The following is a 24,156-nucleotide window of genomic DNA, read 5'->3' on the forward strand; positions in this document are numbered from 1 at the left end:
TCCTTATTAGATGAAAGTACCACAACTTAAAAAAAAACTAGAGATAAAAACTTGTCACAATATTGATTGGGAAGACAATTACAGCTGGATTCATCAAAAAGATATTTTAGAAGTCCTAAAAGATAAAAGTAAGTTAGATCCTGAAGTGAAAAAATATTTAGAAGACGAAAATGCTTACACAGATCATCATTTAAAAGATACAAAAGATATTCAAAAAAAATTATTCGATGAAATTAAAGGAAGAATTAAATTAGAAGATGAATCTTTGCCCTATAAAGATCATTCGTACGAATATTGGACAAAAACCACAGCAAAAGGAAATTATTCCATTAAGCTTAGAAAAAAAATTGGTTCAGAAAATATTGAGGAAATATGGAATGGAGATAAAGAAAAAGAAAAACTTAAAACTGAATATTTTGGGGTTGGAGATTTAGAAGTAAGTAACAATGATAAATATCTAGGATACTCTTTGGATCTTAAAGGATCTGAATATTATACAATTTATTTAAGAGATATTAAAACAAACAAAATTATTTCAAAAGAAATTGCAGAAACATCAGGGGGAATAACATTTAGTTTGGATGATAAATATATTTTTTATTCTAAACTTGATGAAAATCATAGAGCAAGAACAATATACAAGCACAGAATAGGTGATTTTCAAGGCAAAGATGAATTAATATTTGAGGAGAAAAGTGAGGCTTTTACAGTAGGAATTGGAAAAAGCTCAGATGAAAAATATTTTTTTATAAATACTTCTGACCATAATACTTCAGAGCAATATTACTTTAAATCAGATGAATTAAATCCATCTCCAAAACTTATTATTAAAAGAGAAAGAGGTGTTCTGTATTCTGTTAATTCATGGGATGGTAAATTTTATAATCATACAAATAAAAATGCTGAAGACTTTAAAATTGATATTTGTGACAATTTAGAAAATCAAAATTGGCAAACATATATTCCAGCAAAAGATGAAGTTTTAATTGGTGGATTAACATTCCTTAAAAATTGGATTATTCGTGGTGAAACATCAGATGCACTAGATAAATTATTTGTCAAAAATATTTCTACAAATATAGAAGAAGAATTAATTTTTTCTGATGAATCTGTTTATGTTCCAGGAGCAAGCTTAACTCAAAAAGATAGAAATACTGATGAAGTTTATTTAGGATACTCATCACCCAAAACTCCTTCTAGAGTGTTTAAATATAATTTAGCAACAAAATCTAAAGAACTTGTGAAAGAGCAAGAAATTCCTTCTGGTCATAATAAAGATGACTATATTGTTGAGAGAGTTGAGTTTAAATCTCATGACGGAAGGACGGTTCCATTAACAATTACTAGACACAAAAAAACAAAAATTGATGGGTCTGCAAATGTTTTATTGTATGGATATGGGTCTTATGGAAATTCTATGTCCCCAAGTTTTTCTTCTACAAGACTAAGTCTTATCAATAGAGATATAATTTGGGCTACAGCTCACATCAGAGGTGGTATGGAAAAAGGTATGAAGTGGTGGAAAGAGGGAAAATTAACAAACAAAAAAAATACTTTTGAAGATTATATCTACGCAGCAAAATATTTGATCGAAAAGAATTATACGACAAAAGGAAATATTATTGGAATGGGTGGATCAGCTGGAGGATTATTAATGGGAGCTGTAGTCAATCAATCTCCTGAGTTATTTTTAGGAATTATAATGGCTGTTCCATTTGTAGATTCTTTAACAACAAATCTTGATCATTCTTTACCTTTAACTGTGGGAGAATTTGACGAATTTGGAAATGCAAAAGAGAATAAAGAACATTTTGATTATATTTTTTCATATGCACCCTACAACAATATTAAAAAAATGGATTATCCACATATTTTTATTACAACAAGTTTAAGTGATAATAGAGTTTTATTTGATGAGCCTGCAAAATTCACAGCAAAACTCAGAGACTATAAAACAGATAATAATTTACTTCTTTTGAAAACTGAAATGAATGCTGGTCACGGTGGCAAATCAGGAAGAGATGGCGCAATAGAAGAAATTGCTATTGACTATGCATTTGCATTAAAGATTTCTAAAAAAATTTAGTACATTCAATCTTGAAAAAAACAAATTAATTACCATATAAATTAAGTAAGTCGCCTAATGGGGCTTGCACAAATAAACTTGCTTAACAAAGGAGGATATTATGACAAGTAAGGATCTATCTATATTTAACTCACTTAGACCTTTTTCAATTGGTTTTGATGATATGTTCGACCAATTTGAAAATATGCTAGGTAATGGAAATTTGACAATGCAGTCAAATTACCCACCATATAACATCCGAAAGACTGGTAAGGATAATTATGCTATCGAAGTAGCATTAGCCGGTTTTAGTAAAAAAGATGTTGAGGTTGAGTTCGAAGATAATTTATTAACTGTTAGAACTAAACAAGTTGATAAATCTGAGGACAGTGACGTTAATGGAGAAATTATTCATAAAGGTATTTCTCAAAGACAATTTGCAAGATCATTCACTATAGCTGACGATGTAAAAGTAAATGGTGCTGAACTTAAAGACGGTCTTTTAACAATATCTTGTGAAAGAATAATTCCAGAACATAAAAAAAAGAAGCTTATTGAAATTAAATAAGTCTTAAACCTTGCTTGTGGGGATTTCTCCCCACAAGTTTAAATTAATTATTTCTTTGCCATTATAGCATTCAAAGCAAATGCTAATAATCCAGCAGGTATAAGTCCAGTTGTTAAAAGTAGTTTTAAACTTATTCCAAAGTCTGGAATATTTTTCACAAAGTCTGGTAACAATGACATCCCAATTCCAAAAGACAAAGAAAGAGCTAAGATTAATAAATTTCTCTGATCCATTTCTGCCCTTGAAATCAATTTAATACCAGCAGCTACAATCATACCAAACATAATGATTGCTGCTCCACCTATCACAGACTCTGGCATCGCTGCAATTATTCCACCTAATTTTGGAAATAATCCCATTAGAACTAAAACTATTCCAGCTATAGTTCCAACGTGTCTACTTACCACTCCTGTAAACGCAACTAGTCCAGCATTTTGCGAATAAGATGTATTTGGCATTGCATTAAATATTGCACCAAATGCAGTACCAACACCATCTGCCATAATCCCACCTGATATTTCTTTATCTGTTGCCTCTCGTTTAGCACCACCCATTGTCGTAGCACTAATGTCTCCAATTGTTTCAATTGTTGTAACAACTGACATAAACAACATTAGAATTATTGCACCCGGTACAAAATCAATTCCATATTGAAGTGGCATTGGAAATGCAAACCACGCTGCAGATGCAATTTTACCATAGTTAACCATTCCTAGTGCTGCTGCAACTATGAAGCCAGCCACTATTCCAATTAAAATTGAAGCTGCAGAAGCCATCCCTTTACCTCTAAGATTAAAAAAGATAGCAACTATAAATACTGATGCAGCAACTGTTAAGTGATTTGCATTTGCAAAGATTTCAGGTTTATTGTTCATTAACCATCCACCTCCACCAGCATACATAAAACCAACTTTAAGCAAACTAAATCCGATCATTAATACAACTATACCAGTGACTAATGGTGGGAATAGATGCCTTATTGGTTTTAAAACTTTTCCAATAAAAATTTGAAAAATTCCTCCAATAAACGCTGCTGTAAATACCGCACCTAATCCTGCTGCCTTGAATGGTAGCATGATTGGTATAAACGCAAAACTTGTTCCTTGAACAATAGGAAGTCTTGCACCAATTTCTTTATATCCAACTGTTTGAATAATTGTTGCAACTCCCGCAACAAACAAAGCCATTTGAATCAAAAATATTTTTTGTTCAGGCGTTTGACCAAAAACTCCAGCCACAATAATAGGAACAGTTATATTACCAGCAAACATTGCTAATACATGCTGAATTCCTAAAGGTATGGATTTATTTAATGGAAGTTTTTTATCCGGACTGTTTGTAGAGCCCGCTTTTGTTTTTCTTGAAGCCATATAACCTCCGTCGTTAACTAAATAGACGTTATATTATTGGCTATGAATTAAAATAAAAAAACTGATAAGTTTAGAACAACTCCGCTTTAGATAGTAAAAAAAACCTATAATGAGCAGATTTTTTTTAATAATAAATTTTAAAAGCAACCGTTTGAAACGAAGCCTATAACTATATTTTCTGAATTTATTTCAAACCTTCGCTCACAAGGAACAAGGTATTTTTTACTATTATAAACTAGCTCAAAATTACCTTTTGCATTTTTAAAATCCTCATCTGGTTTTCCAAGCTCCATTTGAAGTTCACTAGAAGATTTTCCAAGGAATTTACTTAATTTTTCATTTTCTTTTTCAACAATAGCATCTGTTTTATCTTTAACAGTTTGACACCCTGAAAAAAGAATTATGACAATCAAAAGACTTATTGCTGATTTAAATTTTGACATAAGTTCAAATTAACTTTTTTTGTTTCATAAATTATTAACTTTTAAGTTGTATAAATAATTTATTTCTTATTACTTTTAAGTTTAATTATAGTAACAATTGTGTTCTTTATTTGATGGTTCAAGCATATGAATGAAAAAGCCCTAGAAAAGATACTAAATATATTTTTAAAAGAAGTTTTACCCTTAACTGAACAAGGTGTTGCCAAAGGTAGTAAAATATTTGGGGCAGCAATAATTAAAAAAGATGATTTATCGCTTGTAGTTGCTGAAACAAACAATGAAATAGAAAATCCATTATGGCATGGAGAAATGCATACTCTTAAAAAATTTTATGAATTAAATGCAAATACAAGACCAAAAGAAAAAGACTGCATGTTCTTAAGTTCACATGAGCCCTGCAGTATGTGTTTGAGTGCAATCACATTTTCTGGATTTGATAATTTTTATTATTTGTTTCCGTATACTACCACAAATGAGGAATTTAATATTCCACATGATTTAAATATACTCAAAGAAGTATTCAAAATTAATGATGGAGAATATAATAAAGAAAATTCTTATTGGAAAAGTCAAAATATAAATTTACTTATTGAAAATTTACCTACTTCAAAAAAAGAAAGTATTTTAAAACAATTAAACGAAATTAAAAAAAAATATCAAATTTTATCAAATCAATATCAGGAAAATAAGGATGGAAATTCTATACCATTAAATTAAGCAATGAATACAAACCTTAAAATTTTAAATGTAACTAAAATATATCCTGGGTGTGTTGCAAACGACAATGTTTCGCTCGAATTTAATAGTGGTAAAATTTATGCTCTTCTTGGAGAAAATGGTGCTGGAAAATCTACACTAGTTAAAATTCTATCAGGCGTCATCATTCCTGACGAAGGTAAAATTTATTTAAATGAAAATAATCTAAAGCTTAATTCGCCATTAGATGCAAAAAAAAATGATATCGGAATGGTATTCCAGCATTTTAATCTTTTTGAAACTTTGTCCGTATTTGAAAACTTAATAATAGATTCAGATGAACAAAGGGAAAGTTTAAGAGAAAAAATTGATACAATTATGAAAAAATATAATTTTTCAATTGATCTTAATATTCCTGTTCTAAATCTATCAGCAGGTCAAAAACAGAAAGTGGAAATAATAAGATGTCTAATAAGGAGTCCAAAAGTTTTAATTATGGATGAACCAACATCTGTATTAACAGAACAAGAAACGAGTGAATTATTCTTATCTTTGAAAAAATTTTCAGAAGAAGGAATTTTAATTATTTATATTACACATAAACTAAAGGAAGTTATGCAGCTTTGTGATGAAGTTGCTGTAATGAGAAGAGGAGAGTTAGTTTCTGTAAGTGAAATAAAGAACGAAAATATTGAGTCACTTGCTAACAAAATGGTGGGTCAGAACCTAAAAATAATTAAGAAAAAAAAAGCAAAAACTTCATCTGATCAATTAATTAAAATAACGAATCTTAATTTTACAAGTGAAGATCCTTTTGAAACAAATTTAATGGATATTAATTTTTCTGTTAATCGGGGGGAGTGTTTAGGAATTGCTGGTATATCAGGAAACGGACAAAGTGAATTATTTCAAGTATTAAGTGGTGAAATTATTTCGGAAAAGAACTCTATAGAATTTAACAATAATTACATAGGAGATTTAAATCCTCAAGAAAGAAGAGAATATTTGATGGCCTTTTCTCCAGAGGATAGGCTTGAGCAGGCTGCAATTCCACAAATGAAAATTTTTGAAAATGTAGCTCTAAACAATTTTAAATCATCAAATTTTTTTAATAATGGATTAATAAACGAAAACAAAATTAAAGAGCATTCCAAAAAAATAATTTCAGATTTTAATGTTAATACGGACAACATTGAATTAAAAAGCCAATTTTTGTCCGGGGGTAATCTTCAAAAATTAATTATTGGAAGAGAATTAATAACTTCTCCAGATTTATTAATTTGTTTTAATCCAACTTGGGGTCTGGATGTTGGAGCAATAAATTATATCCACGAAACATTGATTAAAATCAATGAACAAAATAAATCAATTATATTAATATCTACAGACACTGATGAGTTATTAAAATTAAGTGATAAAATTTCAGTAATTCATAAAGGAAAATTGTCAAAAATTATGAATGCTGAAGAAGTTACCTCTGAAAAACTTGGGATACTAATGGGAGGAGCAGATTGATTAAAATCATAAAAAGAGATCAACCATCAAGAGCTATTTTTTTCTTTACACCTGTGTTGGCTATTTTTCTAACATTAGTAGCGGGTGGTTTGATTTTTTTTATTTTAGGTTTTAAACCATTTGAAGCTCTTAAATTTTTTTTCATAGTTCCAATTGCAGATAAATATGGTTTCAGTGAATTACTATTAAAAGCTACACCTCTTTGTTTGATAGCAATCGGTTTATCTTTTTGTTTTAAAAGTAATAACTGGAATATTGGAGCCGAAGGGCAATTAACTTTCGGGGCAATAGTTTCTGGAGGAGTTGCATTATTGTTTTATGAGCAAGAAGGGTTTTACATTCTTCCAATAGTAATTTTGGCTGGTGCAATCGGTGGTATGTTGTATGCATCGATACCGGCAATCTTAAAAACTTACTTTAATACAAATGAAATATTAGTAAGTCTTATGTTGGTATATGTTTCAAAATTAATTTTGGACTACCTTGTTGTTGGTCCTTGGAGCAATCCAGAGGGATTTAATTTTCCTGAAACCAGACAGTTCAGTGATTCTGCTAAACTTCCGTTATTATTTGAAGGACTAAGAATTCACGCAGGAATATTTTTAGCTTTAGCTGCAGTGGTTATCAGTTGGTTTGTTTTTTATAAAACTTATTTAGGGTTCCAAATGAAAGTTTCGGGTTTTAGTTTAAAGACAGCAAAGTATGCCGGATACAAAGGTAAAAAAATGATCATCCTCGTTTTTTTAATAAGTGGTGCTTGCGCAGGTTTAGCTGGTGTTGGAGAAATAACTGGACCTATCGGACAGCTTCATAGAGAAATTTCACCAGATTATGGTTTTACTGCGATAATTGTAGCATTTTTGGGTCGTTTACATCCTGTTGGTATCATCTTTGCATCGCTAGTTGTTGCGATAACTTATCTGGGTGCTGAAACAGCTCAAATATTTATGCAGATACCTAAATATACTGGTCAAGTTTTTCAAGGAATGATTTTATTTTTTCTTCTTGCTTCCGACTATTTACTTTTTTTCAAATTTAAATTTATAGGTTCAAAAAAATGATCATCGATATAAATTTTATTGGACTAATAATGGCATCAATCATGGCCTCTGCTGTTCCTTTGATTTTAGCTTCTTGTGGTGAACTTATTACAGAAAGATCTGGTGTTCTAAACCTTGGTGTTGAAGGAATGATGATCATTGGTGCTATTTCAGGTTTCGCATTAATGACTGTTACAGGAAGTTTAATTATTGCAATTTTTGGAGCAATGTTAGCTGGAGTTTTAATTTCAACTATTTTTGCATTCCTTACTCAAACATTGATCACAAATCATGTTGCTACTGGTTTGGCGCTTACCATATTTGGAATTGGTATTTCTGCGATGATAGGAAAAAATTTTGTAGGTATTCCTGGAAAAGAGTTTCCTGTTTTATTTGAAGGTTTAAAAGACACAATACCGCTTTTAGGTCCAATATTATTTGGACATTCAATTGTTTTTTATTTTGCTTTTGCCCTTCCCTTCATAACTAGCTATTTTTTAAAAAAAACGAAAATTGGATTAATTGTAAGAGCTGTAGGAGATTCGCCTGAGTCTGCATCTAATCAAGGAATAAATGTTAGGTTAGTTCGTTACGCTTGTATACTTTATGGAGGCGCAATGAGTGGACTTGCTGGTGCATATTTATCCATGATTTATACTCCTCAGTGGATTGAAAATATGACAGGAGGAAGAGGTTGGATCGCATTAGCTCTGGTGGTTTTCTCAACGTGGAACCCAATTAAAATTTTGATTGGTGCTATGATATTTGGTGGCTTAACAATTATTCAGTTTCATATGCAAGCAATTGGAGTAAGAATTCCTGTGCAATTTTTAACAGCTCTACCTTACATCGTTACAATAATAGTTTTAGTTGTAATTTCTCGTGATAGTAGAAAAATAAGACTAAGTACTCCTAGTTCGTTGGGGAAATCTTTTCATAAAGACAATTAATTTAAAAATAATCATTTTTTTTTAGACAATTTAATTTAAATTTAATTTTATTAAAAAATCAAAAGGGGAAATAAATTTATGCATAAATTTTTAATTCGTTCTTTCGTCTCTTCTTTAGTTTTATTATTTACATTAACTGTAGCTGCAGTTGCAAAAGATGTTAAAGCAGCATTTGTTTATATTGGTCCAACTGGTGACCATGGATGGACATATCAGCATGATGTAGGTAGAAAAGCTGTTGAAGCTGCCGGATTTAAAACAACTTACGTAGAAGGTGTTCCAGAAAGTGCCGATGCTGAGAGGGTTCTTAGACAATTAGCTAACTCTGGTCATGATGTTATCTTTACAACTAGTTTTGGATATATGAATCCAACAAACAAAGTTGCAAAAGAGTTTCCAAATGTAAAATTTGAACATGCTACTGGATACAAAAGAGAACATCCAAATGTTTCAACATATGCAGCTAGATTCTACGAAGGTAGAACTATCTTAGGAACAATTGCTGGAACTATGACAAAATCAAATGTTATTGGTTATGTTGCATCTTTTCCAATTCCTGAAGTTATCAGAGGTATCAATTCATTTACTTTAGCAGCTCAAAAAGTTAACCCAAATATTAAAACTAAAATTGTTTGGGCTTTCACTTGGTACGATCCAGGTAAAGAAGCAGAGGCAGCAAAAGCTTTAATCGATCAAGGTGCTGATGTAATTGCTCAACATACTGATAGTACTGCTATTGTTCAAATGGCTGAAAAGGCTGGAGTATATGCTTTTGGGCAAGCAAGTGATATGGACAAGTTTGCTCCTAAAGCTGTATTGACTTCAGTTGAAAACAATTGGGGGCCATATTACGTAGACAGAGTTAAAGCTGTTGCGAACGGTACATGGAGTCAAAAAGATACTTGGCATGGTATTGGGGACGGCATGGTCGTGATATCAGATTTAGATTCACAAATGCCAGCTGACCTAAGATCAAAAGTTAAAAAACTTCAAGCAGATTTAGCATCTGGTAAAGTTCATTCTTTTACTGGACCAATTTATGACCAGAAAGGTAATTTAATGGTAGCAGAAGGAAAAACTGCAGATGATGGAATGCTTGCAGGAATGATGACTTACGTTAAAGGTGTTGAAGGAGATATACCTAAGTAATCAGTTTCCAATTTAAAAATTTAAAAGGCCGGTTTTATAACTGGCCTTTTTTATATCTGATGTTTTTTTTTTATTTCTTCAATCCTTAATTCTTCATAAATTTCAAAGGGCTGCACTATCCAAGGATTATCAGGAAGTCTATTTGCACAGAAGTCTGGCTCAAATGTTGATTTCTTTTTTTTAAACAAAGTTGCGGTTTTAATATCTTCTATTTTATCCTTAATGGGTTGGTATTTTTTTAACCAATCTATACTTTTGTTAAAAGTAATTCCTGTGTCAGATAAATCATCACATAAAAGTATTTTTCCACCCATATTAGGTGCTATCGAACTCATTTCTCTTGAAAACACAATATCACCCTGCTCATCCTCTACTCCCTTACCACTGTAAGATTCAACTGCAAGATACGCGCATTTTAATTTAAAAATTCTACTTAGAACATCTATCATCGGCGCTGCTCCACGCATGATGCCAATTAGTATTGTTGGTTTATATCCGCTCTCATCAATTTGGATTGCTAGTTTCTCAACAGTTTTATTGTACTCGTCCCAGCTGACAATCATTTTTTCAGACATAATTTTTTATATCTAGTTATTTAAATAATAAAACTAAAACTGCAAGAACGATAAGTGCTATTATTGAAGAAATTAAAATATACAACCTATGAATGTTTCTTCCTCTTAAGTTAAAATAATGTCTTGCTACACCTGAAATAACAGCAATCGCACATAATATTAACCAATTATATTGGTGATAAACTAAAAAGCTTGAATGCCCAGAAAGCATTATAAACAAAACTAAAAAAGTTGAATAATTATTATGAATTGATCGCTGTTTAGCTGCTAAAGATAAGCTCATATCAAATTTTTCACCTCTTTCGCTGCTACTAATTATGTTCATTTGATTAGGGATAATTACCGTGAAAACATTTCCAAACATATTGGATCCAATGATTAATCCAACACTTAAAATTGCAAATTTCGGTCCAAATAATTTTGTAAGTCCAAATGATACTATTGCTAGCAAAATTATTCCCACGGATATAAATAAAATATTATTCTCAATTAATTTTGATTTACATAAAAGATCGTAAACAAACCAAGAAATAATCAACGATAAAAGTGAGATAATAATTGCATAACTAGGGGGTATTAACAGTACACGCTTATCAACCATTAATACACCAGCGTTATAATAGTAAATTACCACTAAGAGCAACATTCCGGTTACAAAGGTTAAGTAACTTTGCCATTTGAAGATTACTAATCTATTTAAGTAATCCTGAGGTGGAGATGTTTTTAACCTCGAAAGTTTGTAAAAAAAACCTGAATGCATCAGATATCCTTCACCATCGATATCATTGCTTGTTATATTTTTATTTAAATTATTATCTAAGTAATTAAATAAAAAACTATTACCTACCCATAATATTGCAAATAATACATGGCCCCATCTTAAAATAACTTCTAACCATTTTATTGTATAAGGTAAAAATTCCATCAATATTTAATTTTATCTACTTTTTTATCCCAAATTTCAAATGCTTTTAAAGCGTCATCTCTAAGCATTTGTACCATTTTAATTTTCCTGTCATCAATTTTTTTTGGAATTTCTGTATAAATAAACGAGTCATCGAAATCTATATTTTTTGCATCTTCTCTAGTGTTTGCATAATATATTTTATCTAATCTTGACCAATAAATTGCTGAAAGACACATCGGGCAAGGTTCACAAGATGTGTAAATCTCACATCCAGAAAGGTCGAAAGTATTTAAATTTTGACAGGCTTCTCGAATTGCTACTATCTCTCCATGTGCAGTTGGATCATTTAAAGAAGTAACTTTATTAGAACCCTCTGCAATAATCTTATCATTCTTAACTATAACGCTTCCAAAGGGACCTCCAATAGTATTCGCACTATTAATTGATAGCTCAATGGCTCTTGCCATAAATTTTTTTTTATCTTCCATTTAAATTTTTAATTTTGTTAATACTCATTAAAATTCTTTCAGGTGTTGCAGGTGCATTAAGTTCTGGTGCAAACTGATAATTTCCAATTGAAGCAACTGCATCTTTAATTGCATAAAAAACACTCATAGCTAGCATCAAAGGAGGCTCACCAGTTGTTTTTGCTTTATTAACAACTTTTTCTTTATTTAATCCCTCTTTAAAAATTTCTACATTAAATTTTTTTGGAATATCACTTACTGCAGGTATTTTGTAAGTCGATGGAGAAAAAGTTGTAATCTGACCATCTGACTTCCACTTTAATTCCTCTATTGTCAGCCATCCCTGTCCTTGCACAAAACCACCCTCAATCTGACCTAGTTCTAGTGCTGGATTTATTGGTTTGCCGGCATCATGCAAGATATCCACTCTTTCCAGTATATTTTCACCCGTTAATGTATCTACAGTTACTTCCGAAACAGCTGCTCCATAACAAAAGTAATAAAAAGGTCTTCCTCTAAATTTTTTTTTATCAAAATTAATTTTTGGTGTTGAATAGAAGCCTGATGATGAAAGAGATATTCTATTTAAATATGCCTCTTGAATTATACTTTTAAATTCAAATTGTCTGTTTCCAAATATTATGTATTGGTCTTTATATACTGCCTCTTGATTGTAGATCTTATATTTTTTCTTAATAAATTTTTCTAAATTTAATTTAATTTTTGCTACTGCATTTAGAGCTGCTGCTCCATTAAGGTCTGTAGTTGACGAAGCGGCGCTAGCTGAAGTATTTGGAACCTTGGCTGTATTTGTTGATGAGATATGAACTAAATTATATGGTAATCCTAAAGAATTTGCCACTAACTGAGCAATCTTTGTGTGTGTCCCCTGACCCATTTCAATTCCTCCATGATTCAAATGAACACTTCCATCTGTGTAAATATGAACTAAGGCTCCAGCTTGATTTAAATGAATTGTAGTAAATGAAATACCAAATTTTAAAGGTGTAATAGCTATACCCTTCTTTTTAAATTTATTTTTTTCATTAAATTTTCTTATATCCGAATATCTTTTCTTATAATTAGATTTATTTTCTAATTTTTTAAATATTTCATTAATAACATTATCTTCAACTGTCATTCCATAATGAGTTACATTCCTTTTATCTTTTTGATAAAAATTTTTCTTTCTGACTTCTATAGGATCTTTTTTTAAGTACCTTGCGATATTATCTATAATATTCTCTATAGCCATCATCCCTTGATTTCCACCGAAGCCTCTAAATGCAGTTGAGGTTGGAATATTTGTTTTACATAAATTATTTGTTACCTCGATATCTGAAATATAATATGCATTGTCCACATGAAGCAAAGCTCTCTCGTTTATTGCAGCTGATAAATCGGGTGACATTCCACAATTTGAGGATAAGTTTATTTTTAATCCTTCAATAATTCCTTCATCATTAAAACCAACTTCATATTCAGATAAAAATTCATGTCTTTTACCAGTCAATATTATATCATCATCTCTATCTAATCTTAGTTTGACTGGCTGTCCTGATTTTTTTGCCAACAACGCACAAATACACGCTGTCATGAAATTTGTTTCTTTTCCCCCAAACCCACCTCCAATTCTTCTAACTTCTACATTTATTGAATTACTTTTTTGATTAAATATTTTTGCAATTAATTGTTGAGTTTCTGATGGATGTTGTGTTGAACTATAAACTAAAAAATTATCGTCTTCCTTAGGAACAACAAAAGCTGCCTGGCCTTCTAGATAGAAGTGCTCTTGGCTTCCAGTTGTAAAATTTCCTTTTAAATTATTTTTTGAATTTTTTATTTTTTTAGAAGGGTTGCCTTTTTTAACTTTTCTAGGTTTAAATAAGAATTGCTTCTTATTTAAAGCTTCTTTTATTGTAATAATTGGTTTTAAATCTTTATAGGTAACTTTAGCTTTTAATACTGCCTTTCTAGCAAGTTCTGTAGTTGTAGCAGCTACAGCGAATAATGGCTGACCAAAAAACTCTACTTTTTTTTCTGGAAAGATTGGATCACCTTCAAAAACAGGACCTACATCATTTCTGCCAGGGATATCGCTTTGAGTAACTACCGATATAACTCCTTCACTTTTTTTTACTTCAGTTAGGTCTATATTTTTGATTATTGCATGGGCTTTTTTACTTAAACCAATAGCGCCATAAATTGTGTTTTTTGGCTCATTAATATCATCGGTGTACTCTGCATATCCACTCACATGCTTATAGGCACTATCATGTGGTCTTATTTCCTCAATATAGTTCTCTTTGCTCATTTAATTTACTCTTGATAACTTATTAGAATTTATTTCTACAAAACATTTCATCAATAAATTTTTTGCTATCTCTAGTCTGTATTCTTTACTAGCTCTCATGTCTCCAATAGGACTTAAATCTTTTTCTAAATATTTTTTTGCTTGATCAAAAGTATTGATGGTAAGAGGCTTATTTTTAAGAATTTTTTCACATGCTTTAGCTCTTTTTGGCACAGCAGCCATACCTCCATATGCAATATAAACCTCTTTAATTTTATTATTATTAATCTCGAAATTAAAAGATCCACAAACAGATGAAATATCATCATCAAATCTTTTTGAGATCTTAAATGCCTTAAAAATATTTTTCTTAAATAATGGTATTTTAATTGAGTGTATAAATTCATTGTTTTTTAATTGAGTTTTTCTGTAATCAAGAAAAAAATTATTTAAAGGTAATACTTTTCTTTTATTAAAACTTTCAATTAAAACCTCTGCATTTAAAGATAATAGAATTGGCAGTGAGTCTCCAATTGGAGATGCAGTTGCAATATTGCCACCTATAGTACCAACATTTCGAATTTGAACAGATCCATATCTTTTTAGAACTGAATAAAAATCTGGATAATATTTTTTAATTTCTTTTTCAAATTTTATTAATGGTGTAGCGGAACCAACTTCTAAATAATTTTTACTTACTTTTATAAAATCTAATTCATTAATTTCTTTTAAATCAATTATAAAAGGAATTTCTTTTCTTTCTTTTGTAACTTTTAAAGATAAGTCAGTTCCACCGGCAAGAAAACTAAAGTTGGAATGTTTTTTAATTATACCTTTTAAATCTTTAATATTTTTTGGTGAAAAATAAATTTTATCATCTTTTTTAATATAAACATTTTTCGGTTTAATTTTTTTTAATTGCTGAATGACTTTATTTTTATTTTTAGAAAATTGATCATTCTTGTTTATCTTATTTAAACTTTTGGCAGCATCAATTATAGGTCTGTAACCAGTACAACGACACAAATTACCGGATATAGAATCTGTTATTAATTCATTATTAAGATTTTTGTTATTTTTAAACATTGAAAATAACGACATAACAAATCCTGGTGTGCAGAAACCACATTGTGAACCATGAAATTTTACCATTGCGTCTTGCACTGGGTGAAGTTTTCCATTTTTAGAAACTAAATCTTCAACAATTATAAGTTGTTTACCATTAAGTGTTGGGACAAACGAAATACAAGAATTAATTGCTTTATATACAATTTTATTATCGACTAATTCACCCAAAACAATTGTACATGCACCGCAACCGCCCTCCGAACATCCTTCTTTAGTTCCGGTCTTTTTTAATTCAGTTCTAATATAATTAAGTAACGTTTGATTTGGGTCGGGATTTTTGATTACTATAAGCTTGTCATTTAATAGAAATTTAACAGAACTTGATATCACTTAACTACCTCTATAAGTAGAATAACTCCAAGGTGAAACAAGTAAAGGAACATGGTAATGCTGTGAGGGATCTGAAATACCAAATCTTATAATAACATCATCCAAGAATGGTACATCGCTAGCTGAAGATGTATTTTTAAAATAATCACCAATATGAAAAATTAATTCATATTTACCTTTAATAAAAACATCTCCCTCTACTAATGGTGAATTAGTTCTACCATCGTCATTGAGTTTTGTTGACGTTAATTTTTTTCGTTCTGAATTATTAATATAAAACAACTCAACTAGGATACCTTTGCCAGGTTTACCAGAATACACATCTAAAACATGAGTTGTGAGCTTTGTCATAAAATTATAGTATCATTTAATTTCAAACTTAAATTTTTTAAAGTTATATGAGAACAATAGATAACATTAACGATCTTAACAAGTCTGATTTTTTATCTTTATTTGGTAATGTTTTTGAAAAAACTGAGTCAGTTGCTGTGGAAGCTTTTGAGTCAAAACCATTTAAAAACTTTGAAGATATTGTGTTTAAAATGCTTGATATTTATGAAAATTACGAAAAAAATAAAATTTTAGAGATTTTAAATGCTCATCCAGAACTTGCTGTAGCAAAAAAGATGACCTCTGAATCTATATCAGAACAAGCCTCTGCAAAATTGAACCAATGTTCTAATGATGAATATGAAGAATTTAAAAAATTAAATTCAGAATATAAAAAAAAGTTTCATTTTCCTTTTATAATTGCCGTAAAAGGTAAAGATAAAAATGAAATTTTGAATAATTTTAGACAAAGAATACAAAGTGATGTAGAAAGTGAATTCCTTGAAGCAAAAAAACAAGTAAAAAAAATTGCAACCTTTCGTTTGAATGAAATAAATAAAAAATGAAAAAATTTATAAGTGCAAAAATGATTAACTTAGCAGATCCAAGAATTGGATCTAAAGTTATATTTAAGACTGACGATTTTTTTGCAGCTGCTCATAGAATATTAAACATCGAAACTCCAGTTTTTAAAGATGGACTATTTGACAAACATGGTAAATGGATGGATGGATGGGAAACAAGAAGAAGAAGATCAAAAGGTTTTGATTATTTAATTTTAAAACTTGGTAAACCTGGAAAGATATTTGATATAGATATTGACACAACACACTTCAATGGAAATCAGCCTACACATGCTTCGTTAGAGGGCTGCTTAAGTAAAACAAAGCCTAATAAAAAAACAAAATGGATTTCTTTACTGAGAAAAAAAAAACTTGGGCCAAGCCGAAACCATAGCTTCAAATCAAACAATAAATCTGTTTTTAATTATATAAGACTAAACATTTTTCCAGATGGTGGAGTTGCAAGACTAAGGCTTTATGGAAAAATTGAAATGGAGAAAAACTTTTTAAATAACAAAACTATCAACCTTACATCTGTTTTAAATGGCGCTTCAATTATTGGTTGTAATAATGAACATTTCGGCAGGGCTGAAAATATCATAGCACCAGGTAAAGGGAAAAATATGGGAGATGGTTGGGAAACAAGAAGAAGTAGAGGAAAAAACTTTGATTGGCTTATAATAAAATTTGGAAAACCAGGATTAATAAAAAAACTAGAGATAGATACCCATCATTTTAAAGGAAACTATCCCGATTGTTGTTCAATTCAAACTGCAAGTATTGCAAAAGATCTGTCCAATAAATCAATTGTCAATAATTCAAAAAATTGGAAGTTTATTTTAAATAAGTCAAAACTTTCAGCTCACAAGAAACATATTTTTAAAAAATTCTTAATTAAGAGAAGTAAGGAAAATTATCTTAAAATAAATATCTATCCAGACGGTGGAATTTCAAGAATAAGGGCATTCGGAAATTTTGTGAGATGAAAATAATAAAAGCAAAAAAAATTACTAAAAAAAATTTTTCTAAATTTGGTCAATTAATAGATACATCAAAAAAAAATCCTATAAATATTAATGATGGGTATGCAAAAAGATTTGATAATTTAATTAACGTAGATGCATCTAAAAACAAAGGGAAAGCAATTGTTAGTATTTTTAAAGCAAAAAAAAGAAGGTTTCCTATGAAAATTGATATGATGGAAAAACATCCTTTAGGAAGCCAAGCTTTTATACCAATGGAAGATACAAAATTTTTAGTATTTGTAGCACCAAAAGGAGATAAACCAGAAGTAAATAAAATCCAATCCTTTTTAGTCCCAAAACAAACCGGGGTTAATTACAATGCTGGTATTTGGCACTTTCCGTTGATTTCTATGAAAAATATGAATTTTCTAATTGTTGATAGAAAAGGAAGAGGAAACAATCTTGTTATTTATAAATTTAAAAAAGATAAAATTATTTTGAAAAAATGAAAAAAAAATACCCAAGAGATTTGGTGGGATATGGTTCCAAAGAAGTTAAGGTAAAATGGCCTGGTAATGCTAAGTTGGCTTTGCAATTTGTGCTTAATTACGAGGAGGGAGCAGAGAATTGTACTCTTCATGGTGATAAAACTTCAGAAGTATTTTTATCTGAAATTATAGGAGCAAAACCAATTAAAGGTCGACACTTAAATATGGAATCAATTTATGAATATGGATCAAGAAGAGGGTTTTGGAGAATTCATGATCTATTTAATAAAAAGAAAATTCCACTAACTATTTTTGGAGTTGGTATGGCTTTAGAGAGAAATAAAGAAGTGTGTACGGCTATAAAAAAAGCAAATTATGAAGTCGCTAGTCATGGGTGGAGATGGATTGATTATCAAAATGTAAACAAATCTAAAGAAAAAAAGGACATGCAACTTGCTGTTAAATCAATAAAGAAAATTTTTGGTTCTAAACCTATTGGTTGGTACACAGGAAGATGTAGTGAAAATACTTTAGATCTAGTTATAGAAAATGGTAATTTTTTATACTGCAGTGATACATATAGTGATGATCTTCCATATTGGATAAAAAAAGGTACAAAAAAACAATTAATGATACCTTATACATTGGATAATAATGATATGAGATTTGCTACCAACCAAGGATTCAATTCTGGTGAACAATTTTATAATTATTTAAAAGACAGTTTCGATGCTCTTTATGAAGAAGGAAAATCCTCTCCAAAAATGATGTCTGTTGGTTTGCATTGCAGATTAATTGGAAGACCTGGTAGAATACAGTCTCTTAAAAAATTTTTAAATTACATCACAAAATTTAAGGATGTTTGGATCTGCAAAAGAGTAGATATAGCTAAACATTGGATAAAAAATTATAGTTAAAATTTTTATTATTGTTCTGCAGCTATAGAGGTATAATGAGCAACCGCTTCTATTTCCTCATCAGTTAATATACCGTCCATTGCGGGCATTACTCCTATACCATTTCTAACTGCCATTATAATTCTTTGAATATCAGGTCTGATTTCATTTAAATTTGGACCAACCATTGCGTTAGATCCAGCATCTGAAAGCATATGGCATGCTGCACAATTACCAGCACCTAGAAAAACTTCTTTACCCTTATTAAACAATTCATCAGCATTAACGTGAGTTAATGAAGAAAATATTAAAAATAATGATGTACAAAAGAAATTTAAAAATAATTTTTTCACATAAATTTGGTATCATAATTAAAAAAATTTAAAAAGGAGAATTATGAAAGCTTATTGGGTTGCAAATTATACTGAAATAAAAGACGCCGAAAGACTTAAAAAATATGCTGTTAAAGCAAAAGAAGCAGTTGAAAAATATTCTGGAAAAATAATAGCCAGAAGTGCAAATAATGTAACTTTAGAAGGCAGAGAAATGGTTAGAGTGGCTCTTGCAGAATTTCCAGACATAGAAACTGCAAAAAATTGTTATAATTCTGAAGAGTATGTTGAGGCTCGAAAGCATTTAGAAAATAATGCTACAAGAGAACACATAATTTTTGAGGGAATGTAAGATAAAAAATTTTAAATGTATATGTGAAGAGCATGAAGATATTTGATTGTTTTATGTATTTTGATGAGGAAATGATTTTAGATCTTAGGCTAAATATTTTAAACAAATATGTTGATTATTTTGTAATCGTGGAAAGCACATTTACTCATCGTGGAGAGAAGAGAGAGTTAAAATTTAATCAAAATAAGTTTGAGCACTTTAAAGATAAAATTATTTATCTAATTTATGATCAAATCCCAGAAAATATAGAGGATATCAATACAAAAGACACAGAGAATGAGAAATCAAGAAAATTAATTATGAATGCAGTTTTTAGGGAGAATGGTCAAAGAAATTTTATTTCGAAAGGTTTGAAAAATGCTGAAAGTGAGGACATTATTTTAATTTCAGACGTAGATGAAATACCAAACTTAAATAATTTAAATTTTAATCAAATAAATCAAAAAATTTTTTTATTTGAACAAGATATGTTTTATTACAAATTTAATTTAAAATTACCTAACTTGTTATGGAAAGGAACTAAGGGCTGTAGAAAAAAAAATTTAAAAAGTCCTCAGTGGTTAAGAAATATAAAAGACCGTAAATACCCTTTCTATAGGATAGACGCTTTTTTTTCTGAAAAAAAATTTATTAATTGTAAAATAATTAAAGAAGGTGGATGGCATTTTACTAATATAAAAACAGCTAACGAAATTAAACATAAATTAAAATCATATCTTCATCATATTGAATTTGATAAAAATCCACTAACTACTAATCAAATAGATCAAATAATAAAAGATAAAATTCCAGTTTATGATTTATCAGCAGATAAAAGACAAAATAAATTAGGTGGTAACAAATTAGAAAATTATCCTATACAAAGTTTACCTAAATTTTTAATTGATAATTTAGAGAAGTATAAAGAATGGATAGATATATAAAGGAATTTAGTACTGAATAGGCTCTGGATCTATACTTCTCCACAAATACCAAGTTGCAACCGAACAATAAGGCGAAAACCTTTTATTTAAATATTTAACGTAGCTTTCAGGTGGTAAATATTTTTTTTTAAAATTTTTAGATATAGCTCTTAAAAGACCTATATCTTGAATAGGCCAAATATTAGGTCGATTATAAGTGAATAATAAAATCATTTCTGCTGACCATCTTCCAATCTGTCTAAGCTGAGAAAGATAAATAATAGCCTCCTCATCAGACATTTTTGAAATAAGTCTTGGATTAAACTCTTTACTTAATATTTTTTGGGCTAAACCTTTTATACCTTTCACTTTCTGTCTACTTAGACCACAACTTTTGAGCTGAATAGTAGATAACTTGCTTACTGTTTTTGCATTAATTTTATTTTTACATTTTTTCTTAAATTTTAAAAAAACTGAATTAGCAGCAGCTACACTAATTTGTTGCCCAATTATGCTTTTACAGAGAGAGAAAAAGACATCTTTTCTTGAAGTTAGCACTGTCTCTGATGGGGATTTATATTTTTTAATCAAAGAAGACATGATTTTATCTTTTTTAGATAAATATTTTTTTGCTTTACTCCAATATGATGGTGTTTTACTCATGTCGTGAAACAGATAACTTTTTTTTCAAATACATCTCTCTTCTAAATATAATAATAGATGAAACTATAACTAATAAGGCACCTAATAATGTTTTAGAAGTTGGTATTTCGTTCCAAATAAAATATCCAAATATAATAGCAAATACTAATCCAAGGTATTTTAAAGGGGAAACTAAACTTACTTCTGAGTATTTGTAAGATTGTGATAACCATAAATTTGCAAGACCACCTAATATACCAACCATAGATAACAAAAATAAATCTAGTAAACTTGGCAAGATCCATCCTTGATAAAAGGATAAAAAACTTAGAAGCATTATAGAGAATGAAAAGAAAAAACTAATTAACCAAGCAGGATCGGTTGAAGATAATTTTCTTATAGCAATAGCTACATAAGACAAGCCTAAGCAAAAAATTATTGGATAAATATAATATAAATTTAAAGAGCTAAAACCTGGTTCGGTGATGAAAATTATACCAATAAATCCTACTAAAACTGCTAACCATCGATAAATACCAACTTTTTCATTTAGTAAAAAAATTGAAAATATTGTTATAAATATTGGTGCTGCAAAAGAAATACTTACAACTGTTGCTAAAGGCAAATTTCTTAATGCTATAAATATAGAAACCAAAGCAATTAATCCTGCTAAACATCTTTTAAAATGAAGAAAGGGTCTAGTTGTTTTGTAAAAATCTAAATATCTATCTTTAGGAATAAGAAATAAAATAGGAATTATTCCACAAAATCCTCTGAAAAATAATACTTGTCCAACTGGATAATCCTCAGACCATTTAACAATCACATCCATAAGTGAAAATGCACATACCGATATGAACATGTAAAAAAAGCCTAATTGATTTTTTGATAGCATATGATTAACTTTAGATTAATTAAGTAAATTATCAATGGAAATAGCAATTTTAGGATTAGGATGTTTTTGGGGGCCAGAAATTAAGTTTAGTAAACTTGATGGAGTTATAAAAACAGAAGTAGGTTATTGTGGAGGTCATAATGCTGAAACAAATTACAAAGAAGTATGCACAGGTACAACAAATCATGCAGAAGTAGTAAAATTAGATTTTGATCCTAAAGTAATATCTTACGAGAAAATTATTGAATATTTTTTTGAAATTCATGATCCGACAACCCTAAATTCGCAAGGACCAGATTTCGGAACTCAATATAGAAGTGAAATATTTTATTTAAATGATCAGCAAAAAATTACTGCTGAAAAAATGATAGAAAAAGAAAACGTCAAATTATTAGGAAAAGTAGTAACAAAAACTTCTTTAGTTAAAAATTATTGCCCTGCTGAAGAGTATCATCAAAGATATTTGGAAAAAAGATAAAATGTCTTTAGTTGATACAAGTTGGTTAGAAAATAATATTGATAAAGTAAAAATTATTGATTGCTCATGGCATATGCCTCAAACTCAAAGAAACGGTTTTGAGGAATATACAGAGGAACATATTCCAAATGCTATTTTTTTTGATTTAGATAAAAATTCTAAATTAGATACTGATTTACCACATATGCTTACTGATACTAAATCTTGGGAAAAAATAATGAGCAACATGGGTATAGAAAATAACGATCGAATTGTAATTTATGATAATTCTGATGTTATTAGTTCTTGTAGATGTTGGTACAATTTAATTTATTATGGACATGATCCTAAACTAGTTCATGTTCTGGATGGTGGATTAAAAAAATGGAAAAAAGAGAATAAATCTACAGATAATAAAGAAGTGACCAATCAAACTTCTAAGTATACATGTAAAGAAAATAGAGAACTTGTTAAAAATAAAAAACAAATAGATGAAAATATTGATACAGGAAAATTTAATGTTGTTGATGCAAGAAGTAGAGAAAGATTTGAAGGCAAAGTTGCTGAACCAAGGAAAGGTCTTAGAAGTGGTTCAATAAAAAATTCTTTTTGCCTTCCCTTCTCTGAATTGGTAAACGAAGACCATACTTTCATTAGTAAAGATAAAATAATGGAAAAATTTAATTCCTTTAAATTTGACCATAATAAAAATCTAGTATTTTCATGTGGTTCTGGAGTCACTGCAAGTGTATTGGCACTAGCTTATTCTTTAATTAATGCTAAATATATGCCGACAATTTACGATGGCTCTTGGGCTGAATACGGAAAATATTAACTTATGAAAACATCTACAAAAATAACAAGTATAATAATCATATTTTTCTTAATCATTGCAACAGTGATCATTGGAAGAACAATGATAGGTAATCATTTCAAAAAAAAATTTAGTAAAAGACCACCTCCTGGAATAATAATAACTACTACTCAAGAGAGAGTTTTTGAAAATGTTGTTAGTACCTACGGGACTGCAACTCCAATTCAAACACAATCATTTAAAATTGAAAAATATGAAATATTAAAACCTATAAAATTTAATCAAAAAGTTAAAAAAGGTGATGTAATTGCTGAGCTTAAAAATCGAAAAGTTATTGCTCAATTTGATGGTGTTATAGGAAAAAGAGAATTTTCGGAAGATATAGAGGTTTCAAAATCATCAATATTAATTAATCTTGAAGATACTAGCTCAATATATTGTGATGTTGATATACCTGAAATTTTTGTACCATTTATTAAAGTTGGTCTGCCAGTTGATATTAAATTTTCTGGATATAAAAATAAAATTTATAAAGGTGAAGTAGACTCTTTTGCTAGTAGGATAAGTGAAGATACAAGAGCTTTAGCAACAAGAATTAAGATGAACAATTCAACAGGTGAAATTTTACCTGGCTCATTTTTAGAAATATCAATTAAATATGATGTGAGAAATGGTTTAAGTGCTCCTGACACTAGTACAATTGTTGAGGGTGAAAATGTTTTTATTTATAAAGTAGATGAAAAAAATAAGGTAATGAAAACAAAAGTAACCATTGGTGATAGGTATTTGGGCTTTGTAGAAATATTAGATGGATTAAATAATGGAGATAAAATTGTTGCAGAAGGAACAAAAAAAGTAAGACCAAATTTAACAATCAGACCTATAGAGAAAGGTGCCAAAAAAAAACAAGCAAATTCTAGCTGGGGTAAAAAAGATAAATCAAAAAAAGCTGAAGAAAAAAAAGGTAAATTTGATTGGTTGAAAAATATTTTTAAAAAATCAGATAAAGAGAAAAAATAATTAA

At 29.5% G+C, this 24,156-nt stretch carries 27 protein-coding genes; 16 read left to right on the top strand and 11 right to left on the bottom strand.

Annotated features, from left to right (window positions below; all coding sequences use genetic code 11):
* Positions 1–10 precede the first annotated feature (10 nt).
* Together ACTT9R_RS01660 and ACTT9R_RS01665 are read left to right on the top strand one after the other, a co-directional pair.
* A complete protein-coding gene (locus ACTT9R_RS01660; RefSeq protein ID WP_440926338.1) occupies positions 11–2,086 on the top strand; it encodes a S9 family peptidase in 2,076 nt (691 codons plus the stop codon).
* Between the two features lie 100 nt (positions 2,087–2,186).
* The gene (locus tag ACTT9R_RS01665) at positions 2,187–2,633 is read left to right on the top strand and encodes an Hsp20 family protein (RefSeq protein WP_440926339.1); all 447 of its coding nucleotides are present in this window, start codon (positions 2,187–2,189) and stop codon (positions 2,631–2,633) included.
* Positions 2,634–2,680: 47 nt separating this feature from the next.
* Here the strand turns inward: ACTT9R_RS01665 and ACTT9R_RS01670 are convergent, their stop codons facing one another.
* Positions 2,681–4,003, bottom strand: coding sequence for a uracil-xanthine permease family protein (locus ACTT9R_RS01670; RefSeq protein WP_440926340.1), 1,323 nt, complete (start codon positions 4,001–4,003; stop codon positions 2,681–2,683).
* Positions 4,004–4,140: 137 nt separating this feature from the next.
* Positions 4,141–4,446 carry a hypothetical protein gene (locus ACTT9R_RS01675; RefSeq protein ID WP_440926341.1) on the bottom strand — a complete coding sequence of 102 codons (306 nt, stop codon included), beginning with the start codon at positions 4,444–4,446 and terminating at the stop codon, positions 4,141–4,143.
* A gap of 126 nt (positions 4,447–4,572) precedes the next feature.
* Between ACTT9R_RS01675 and ACTT9R_RS01680 the strand changes: the two genes are divergently transcribed.
* From ACTT9R_RS01680 to ACTT9R_RS01700, 5 genes are all read left to right on the top strand, one after another.
* A complete protein-coding gene (locus ACTT9R_RS01680; protein ID WP_440926342.1) occupies positions 4,573–5,163 on the top strand; it encodes a nucleoside deaminase in 591 nt (196 codons plus the stop codon).
* A gap of 3 nt (positions 5,164–5,166) precedes the next feature.
* The gene (locus tag ACTT9R_RS01685; protein ID WP_440926343.1) at positions 5,167–6,657 is read left to right on the top strand and encodes an ABC transporter ATP-binding protein; all 1,491 of its coding nucleotides are present in this window, start codon (positions 5,167–5,169) and stop codon (positions 6,655–6,657) included.
* Entirely contained in the window at positions 6,654–7,718 is a 1,065-nt protein-coding gene (locus ACTT9R_RS01690; protein ID WP_440926344.1) for an ABC transporter permease, read from the top strand. Before ACTT9R_RS01685 ends, ACTT9R_RS01690 begins: the two co-directional genes overlap by 4 nt.
* Positions 7,719–7,726: 8 nt before the next feature.
* The gene (locus ACTT9R_RS01695; RefSeq protein ID WP_440926609.1) at positions 7,727–8,647 is read left to right on the top strand and encodes an ABC transporter permease; all 921 of its coding nucleotides are present in this window, start codon (positions 7,727–7,729) and stop codon (positions 8,645–8,647) included.
* Positions 8,648–8,725: 78 nt separating this feature from the next.
* Complete coding sequence (locus ACTT9R_RS01700) at positions 8,726–9,796, top strand: BMP family ABC transporter substrate-binding protein (RefSeq protein WP_102133207.1); 1,071 nt, start codon at positions 8,726–8,728, stop codon at positions 9,794–9,796.
* Between the two features lie 50 nt (positions 9,797–9,846).
* On the opposite strand, the gene ACTT9R_RS01705 is transcribed toward ACTT9R_RS01700, so the two are convergent.
* The 6 genes from ACTT9R_RS01705 to uraH are packed head-to-tail and all read right to left on the bottom strand — an operon-like array spanning position 9,847 to position 15,847.
* Entirely contained in the window at positions 9,847–10,371 is a 525-nt protein-coding gene (locus ACTT9R_RS01705) for a phosphoribosyltransferase (RefSeq protein ID WP_440926345.1), read from the bottom strand.
* A gap of 16 nt (positions 10,372–10,387) precedes the next feature.
* Positions 10,388–11,296, bottom strand: a complete 909-nt coding sequence (locus ACTT9R_RS01710; protein WP_440926346.1) for a urate hydroxylase PuuD — start codon at positions 11,294–11,296, stop codon at positions 10,388–10,390.
* Positions 11,296–11,766, bottom strand: coding sequence for a nucleoside deaminase (locus tag ACTT9R_RS01715; protein WP_440926347.1), 471 nt, complete (start codon positions 11,764–11,766; stop codon positions 11,296–11,298). The genes ACTT9R_RS01710 and ACTT9R_RS01715 overlap by 1 nt, the downstream gene beginning before the upstream one ends.
* The gene (gene xdhB, locus ACTT9R_RS01720; RefSeq protein WP_440926348.1) at positions 11,756–14,059 is read right to left on the bottom strand and encodes a xanthine dehydrogenase molybdopterin binding subunit; all 2,304 of its coding nucleotides are present in this window, start codon (positions 14,057–14,059) and stop codon (positions 11,756–11,758) included. Before xdhB ends, ACTT9R_RS01715 begins: the two co-directional genes overlap by 11 nt.
* Positions 14,060–15,496, bottom strand: a complete 1,437-nt coding sequence (gene xdhA, locus ACTT9R_RS01725) for a xanthine dehydrogenase small subunit (protein WP_440926349.1) — start codon at positions 15,494–15,496, stop codon at positions 14,060–14,062. It lies immediately after the preceding gene.
* The gene (uraH, locus tag ACTT9R_RS01730; protein ID WP_440926350.1) at positions 15,497–15,847 is read right to left on the bottom strand and encodes a hydroxyisourate hydrolase; all 351 of its coding nucleotides are present in this window, start codon (positions 15,845–15,847) and stop codon (positions 15,497–15,499) included.
* 47 nt (positions 15,848–15,894) lie between these two features.
* On the opposite strand from uraH, the gene uraD reads away from it, so the two are divergent.
* From uraD to puuE, 4 genes are read left to right on the top strand one after another with little or no spacing between them, the layout of a single operon-like run.
* Positions 15,895–16,392: a 2-oxo-4-hydroxy-4-carboxy-5-ureidoimidazoline decarboxylase gene (uraD, locus tag ACTT9R_RS01735; protein ID WP_440926351.1), complete on the top strand. Its 498-nt coding sequence runs from the start codon at positions 15,895–15,897 to the stop codon at positions 16,390–16,392.
* Positions 16,389–17,375, top strand: coding sequence for an allantoicase (alc, locus tag ACTT9R_RS01740; protein WP_440926352.1), 987 nt, complete (start codon positions 16,389–16,391; stop codon positions 17,373–17,375). Before uraD ends, alc begins: the two co-directional genes overlap by 4 nt.
* Entirely contained in the window at positions 17,372–17,863 is a 492-nt protein-coding gene (locus ACTT9R_RS01745) for an ureidoglycolate lyase (protein WP_440926353.1), read from the top strand. Before alc ends, ACTT9R_RS01745 begins: the two co-directional genes overlap by 4 nt.
* Positions 17,860–18,759: an allantoinase PuuE gene (gene puuE, locus ACTT9R_RS01750; protein ID WP_440926354.1), complete on the top strand. Its 900-nt coding sequence runs from the start codon at positions 17,860–17,862 to the stop codon at positions 18,757–18,759. The genes ACTT9R_RS01745 and puuE overlap by 4 nt, the downstream gene beginning before the upstream one ends.
* Before the next feature lie 8 nt (positions 18,760–18,767).
* Here puuE and ACTT9R_RS01755 read toward each other — a convergent pair whose 3' ends face one another.
* A complete protein-coding gene (locus tag ACTT9R_RS01755) occupies positions 18,768–19,091 on the bottom strand; it encodes a c-type cytochrome (protein ID WP_440926355.1) in 324 nt (107 codons plus the stop codon).
* 43 nt (positions 19,092–19,134) lie between these two features.
* Between ACTT9R_RS01755 and ACTT9R_RS01760 the strand changes: the two genes are divergently transcribed.
* Positions 19,135–19,422: a DUF1330 domain-containing protein gene (locus tag ACTT9R_RS01760; RefSeq protein ID WP_440926356.1), complete on the top strand. Its 288-nt coding sequence runs from the start codon at positions 19,135–19,137 to the stop codon at positions 19,420–19,422.
* A 32-nt stretch (positions 19,423–19,454) separates the two neighbouring features.
* A complete protein-coding gene (locus tag ACTT9R_RS01765; RefSeq protein ID WP_440926357.1) occupies positions 19,455–20,345 on the top strand; it encodes a hypothetical protein in 891 nt (296 codons plus the stop codon).
* Positions 20,346–20,351: 6 nt separating this feature from the next.
* Here ACTT9R_RS01765 and ACTT9R_RS01770 read toward each other — a convergent pair whose 3' ends face one another.
* Both ACTT9R_RS01770 and ACTT9R_RS01775 read right to left on the bottom strand, forming a co-directional pair.
* Complete coding sequence (locus tag ACTT9R_RS01770; RefSeq protein WP_440926358.1) at positions 20,352–20,987, bottom strand: DNA-3-methyladenine glycosylase family protein; 636 nt, start codon at positions 20,985–20,987, stop codon at positions 20,352–20,354.
* Entirely contained in the window at positions 20,980–21,861 is an 882-nt protein-coding gene (locus ACTT9R_RS01775; protein ID WP_440926359.1) for a DMT family transporter, read from the bottom strand. The genes ACTT9R_RS01770 and ACTT9R_RS01775 overlap by 8 nt, the downstream gene beginning before the upstream one ends.
* Positions 21,862–21,895: 34 nt before the next feature.
* Here ACTT9R_RS01775 and msrA point away from each other — a divergent pair, with 34 nt between their 5' ends.
* From msrA to ACTT9R_RS01790, 3 genes are read left to right on the top strand one after another with little or no spacing between them, the layout of a single operon-like run.
* Entirely contained in the window at positions 21,896–22,339 is a 444-nt protein-coding gene (gene msrA, locus ACTT9R_RS01780) for a peptide-methionine (S)-S-oxide reductase MsrA (protein ID WP_440926360.1), read from the top strand.
* 1 nt (position 22,340) lies between these two features.
* The gene (locus ACTT9R_RS01785) at positions 22,341–23,153 is read left to right on the top strand and encodes a sulfurtransferase (protein WP_440926361.1); all 813 of its coding nucleotides are present in this window, start codon (positions 22,341–22,343) and stop codon (positions 23,151–23,153) included.
* A 3-nt stretch (positions 23,154–23,156) separates the two neighbouring features.
* Entirely contained in the window at positions 23,157–24,152 is a 996-nt protein-coding gene (locus ACTT9R_RS01790; protein WP_440926362.1) for an efflux RND transporter periplasmic adaptor subunit, read from the top strand.
* The last annotated feature ends 4 nt before the right edge of the window (positions 24,153–24,156 follow it).

Source organism: Candidatus Pelagibacter sp., assembly GCF_052049835.1.
GTDB lineage: Bacteria > Pseudomonadota > Alphaproteobacteria > Pelagibacterales > Pelagibacteraceae > Pelagibacter.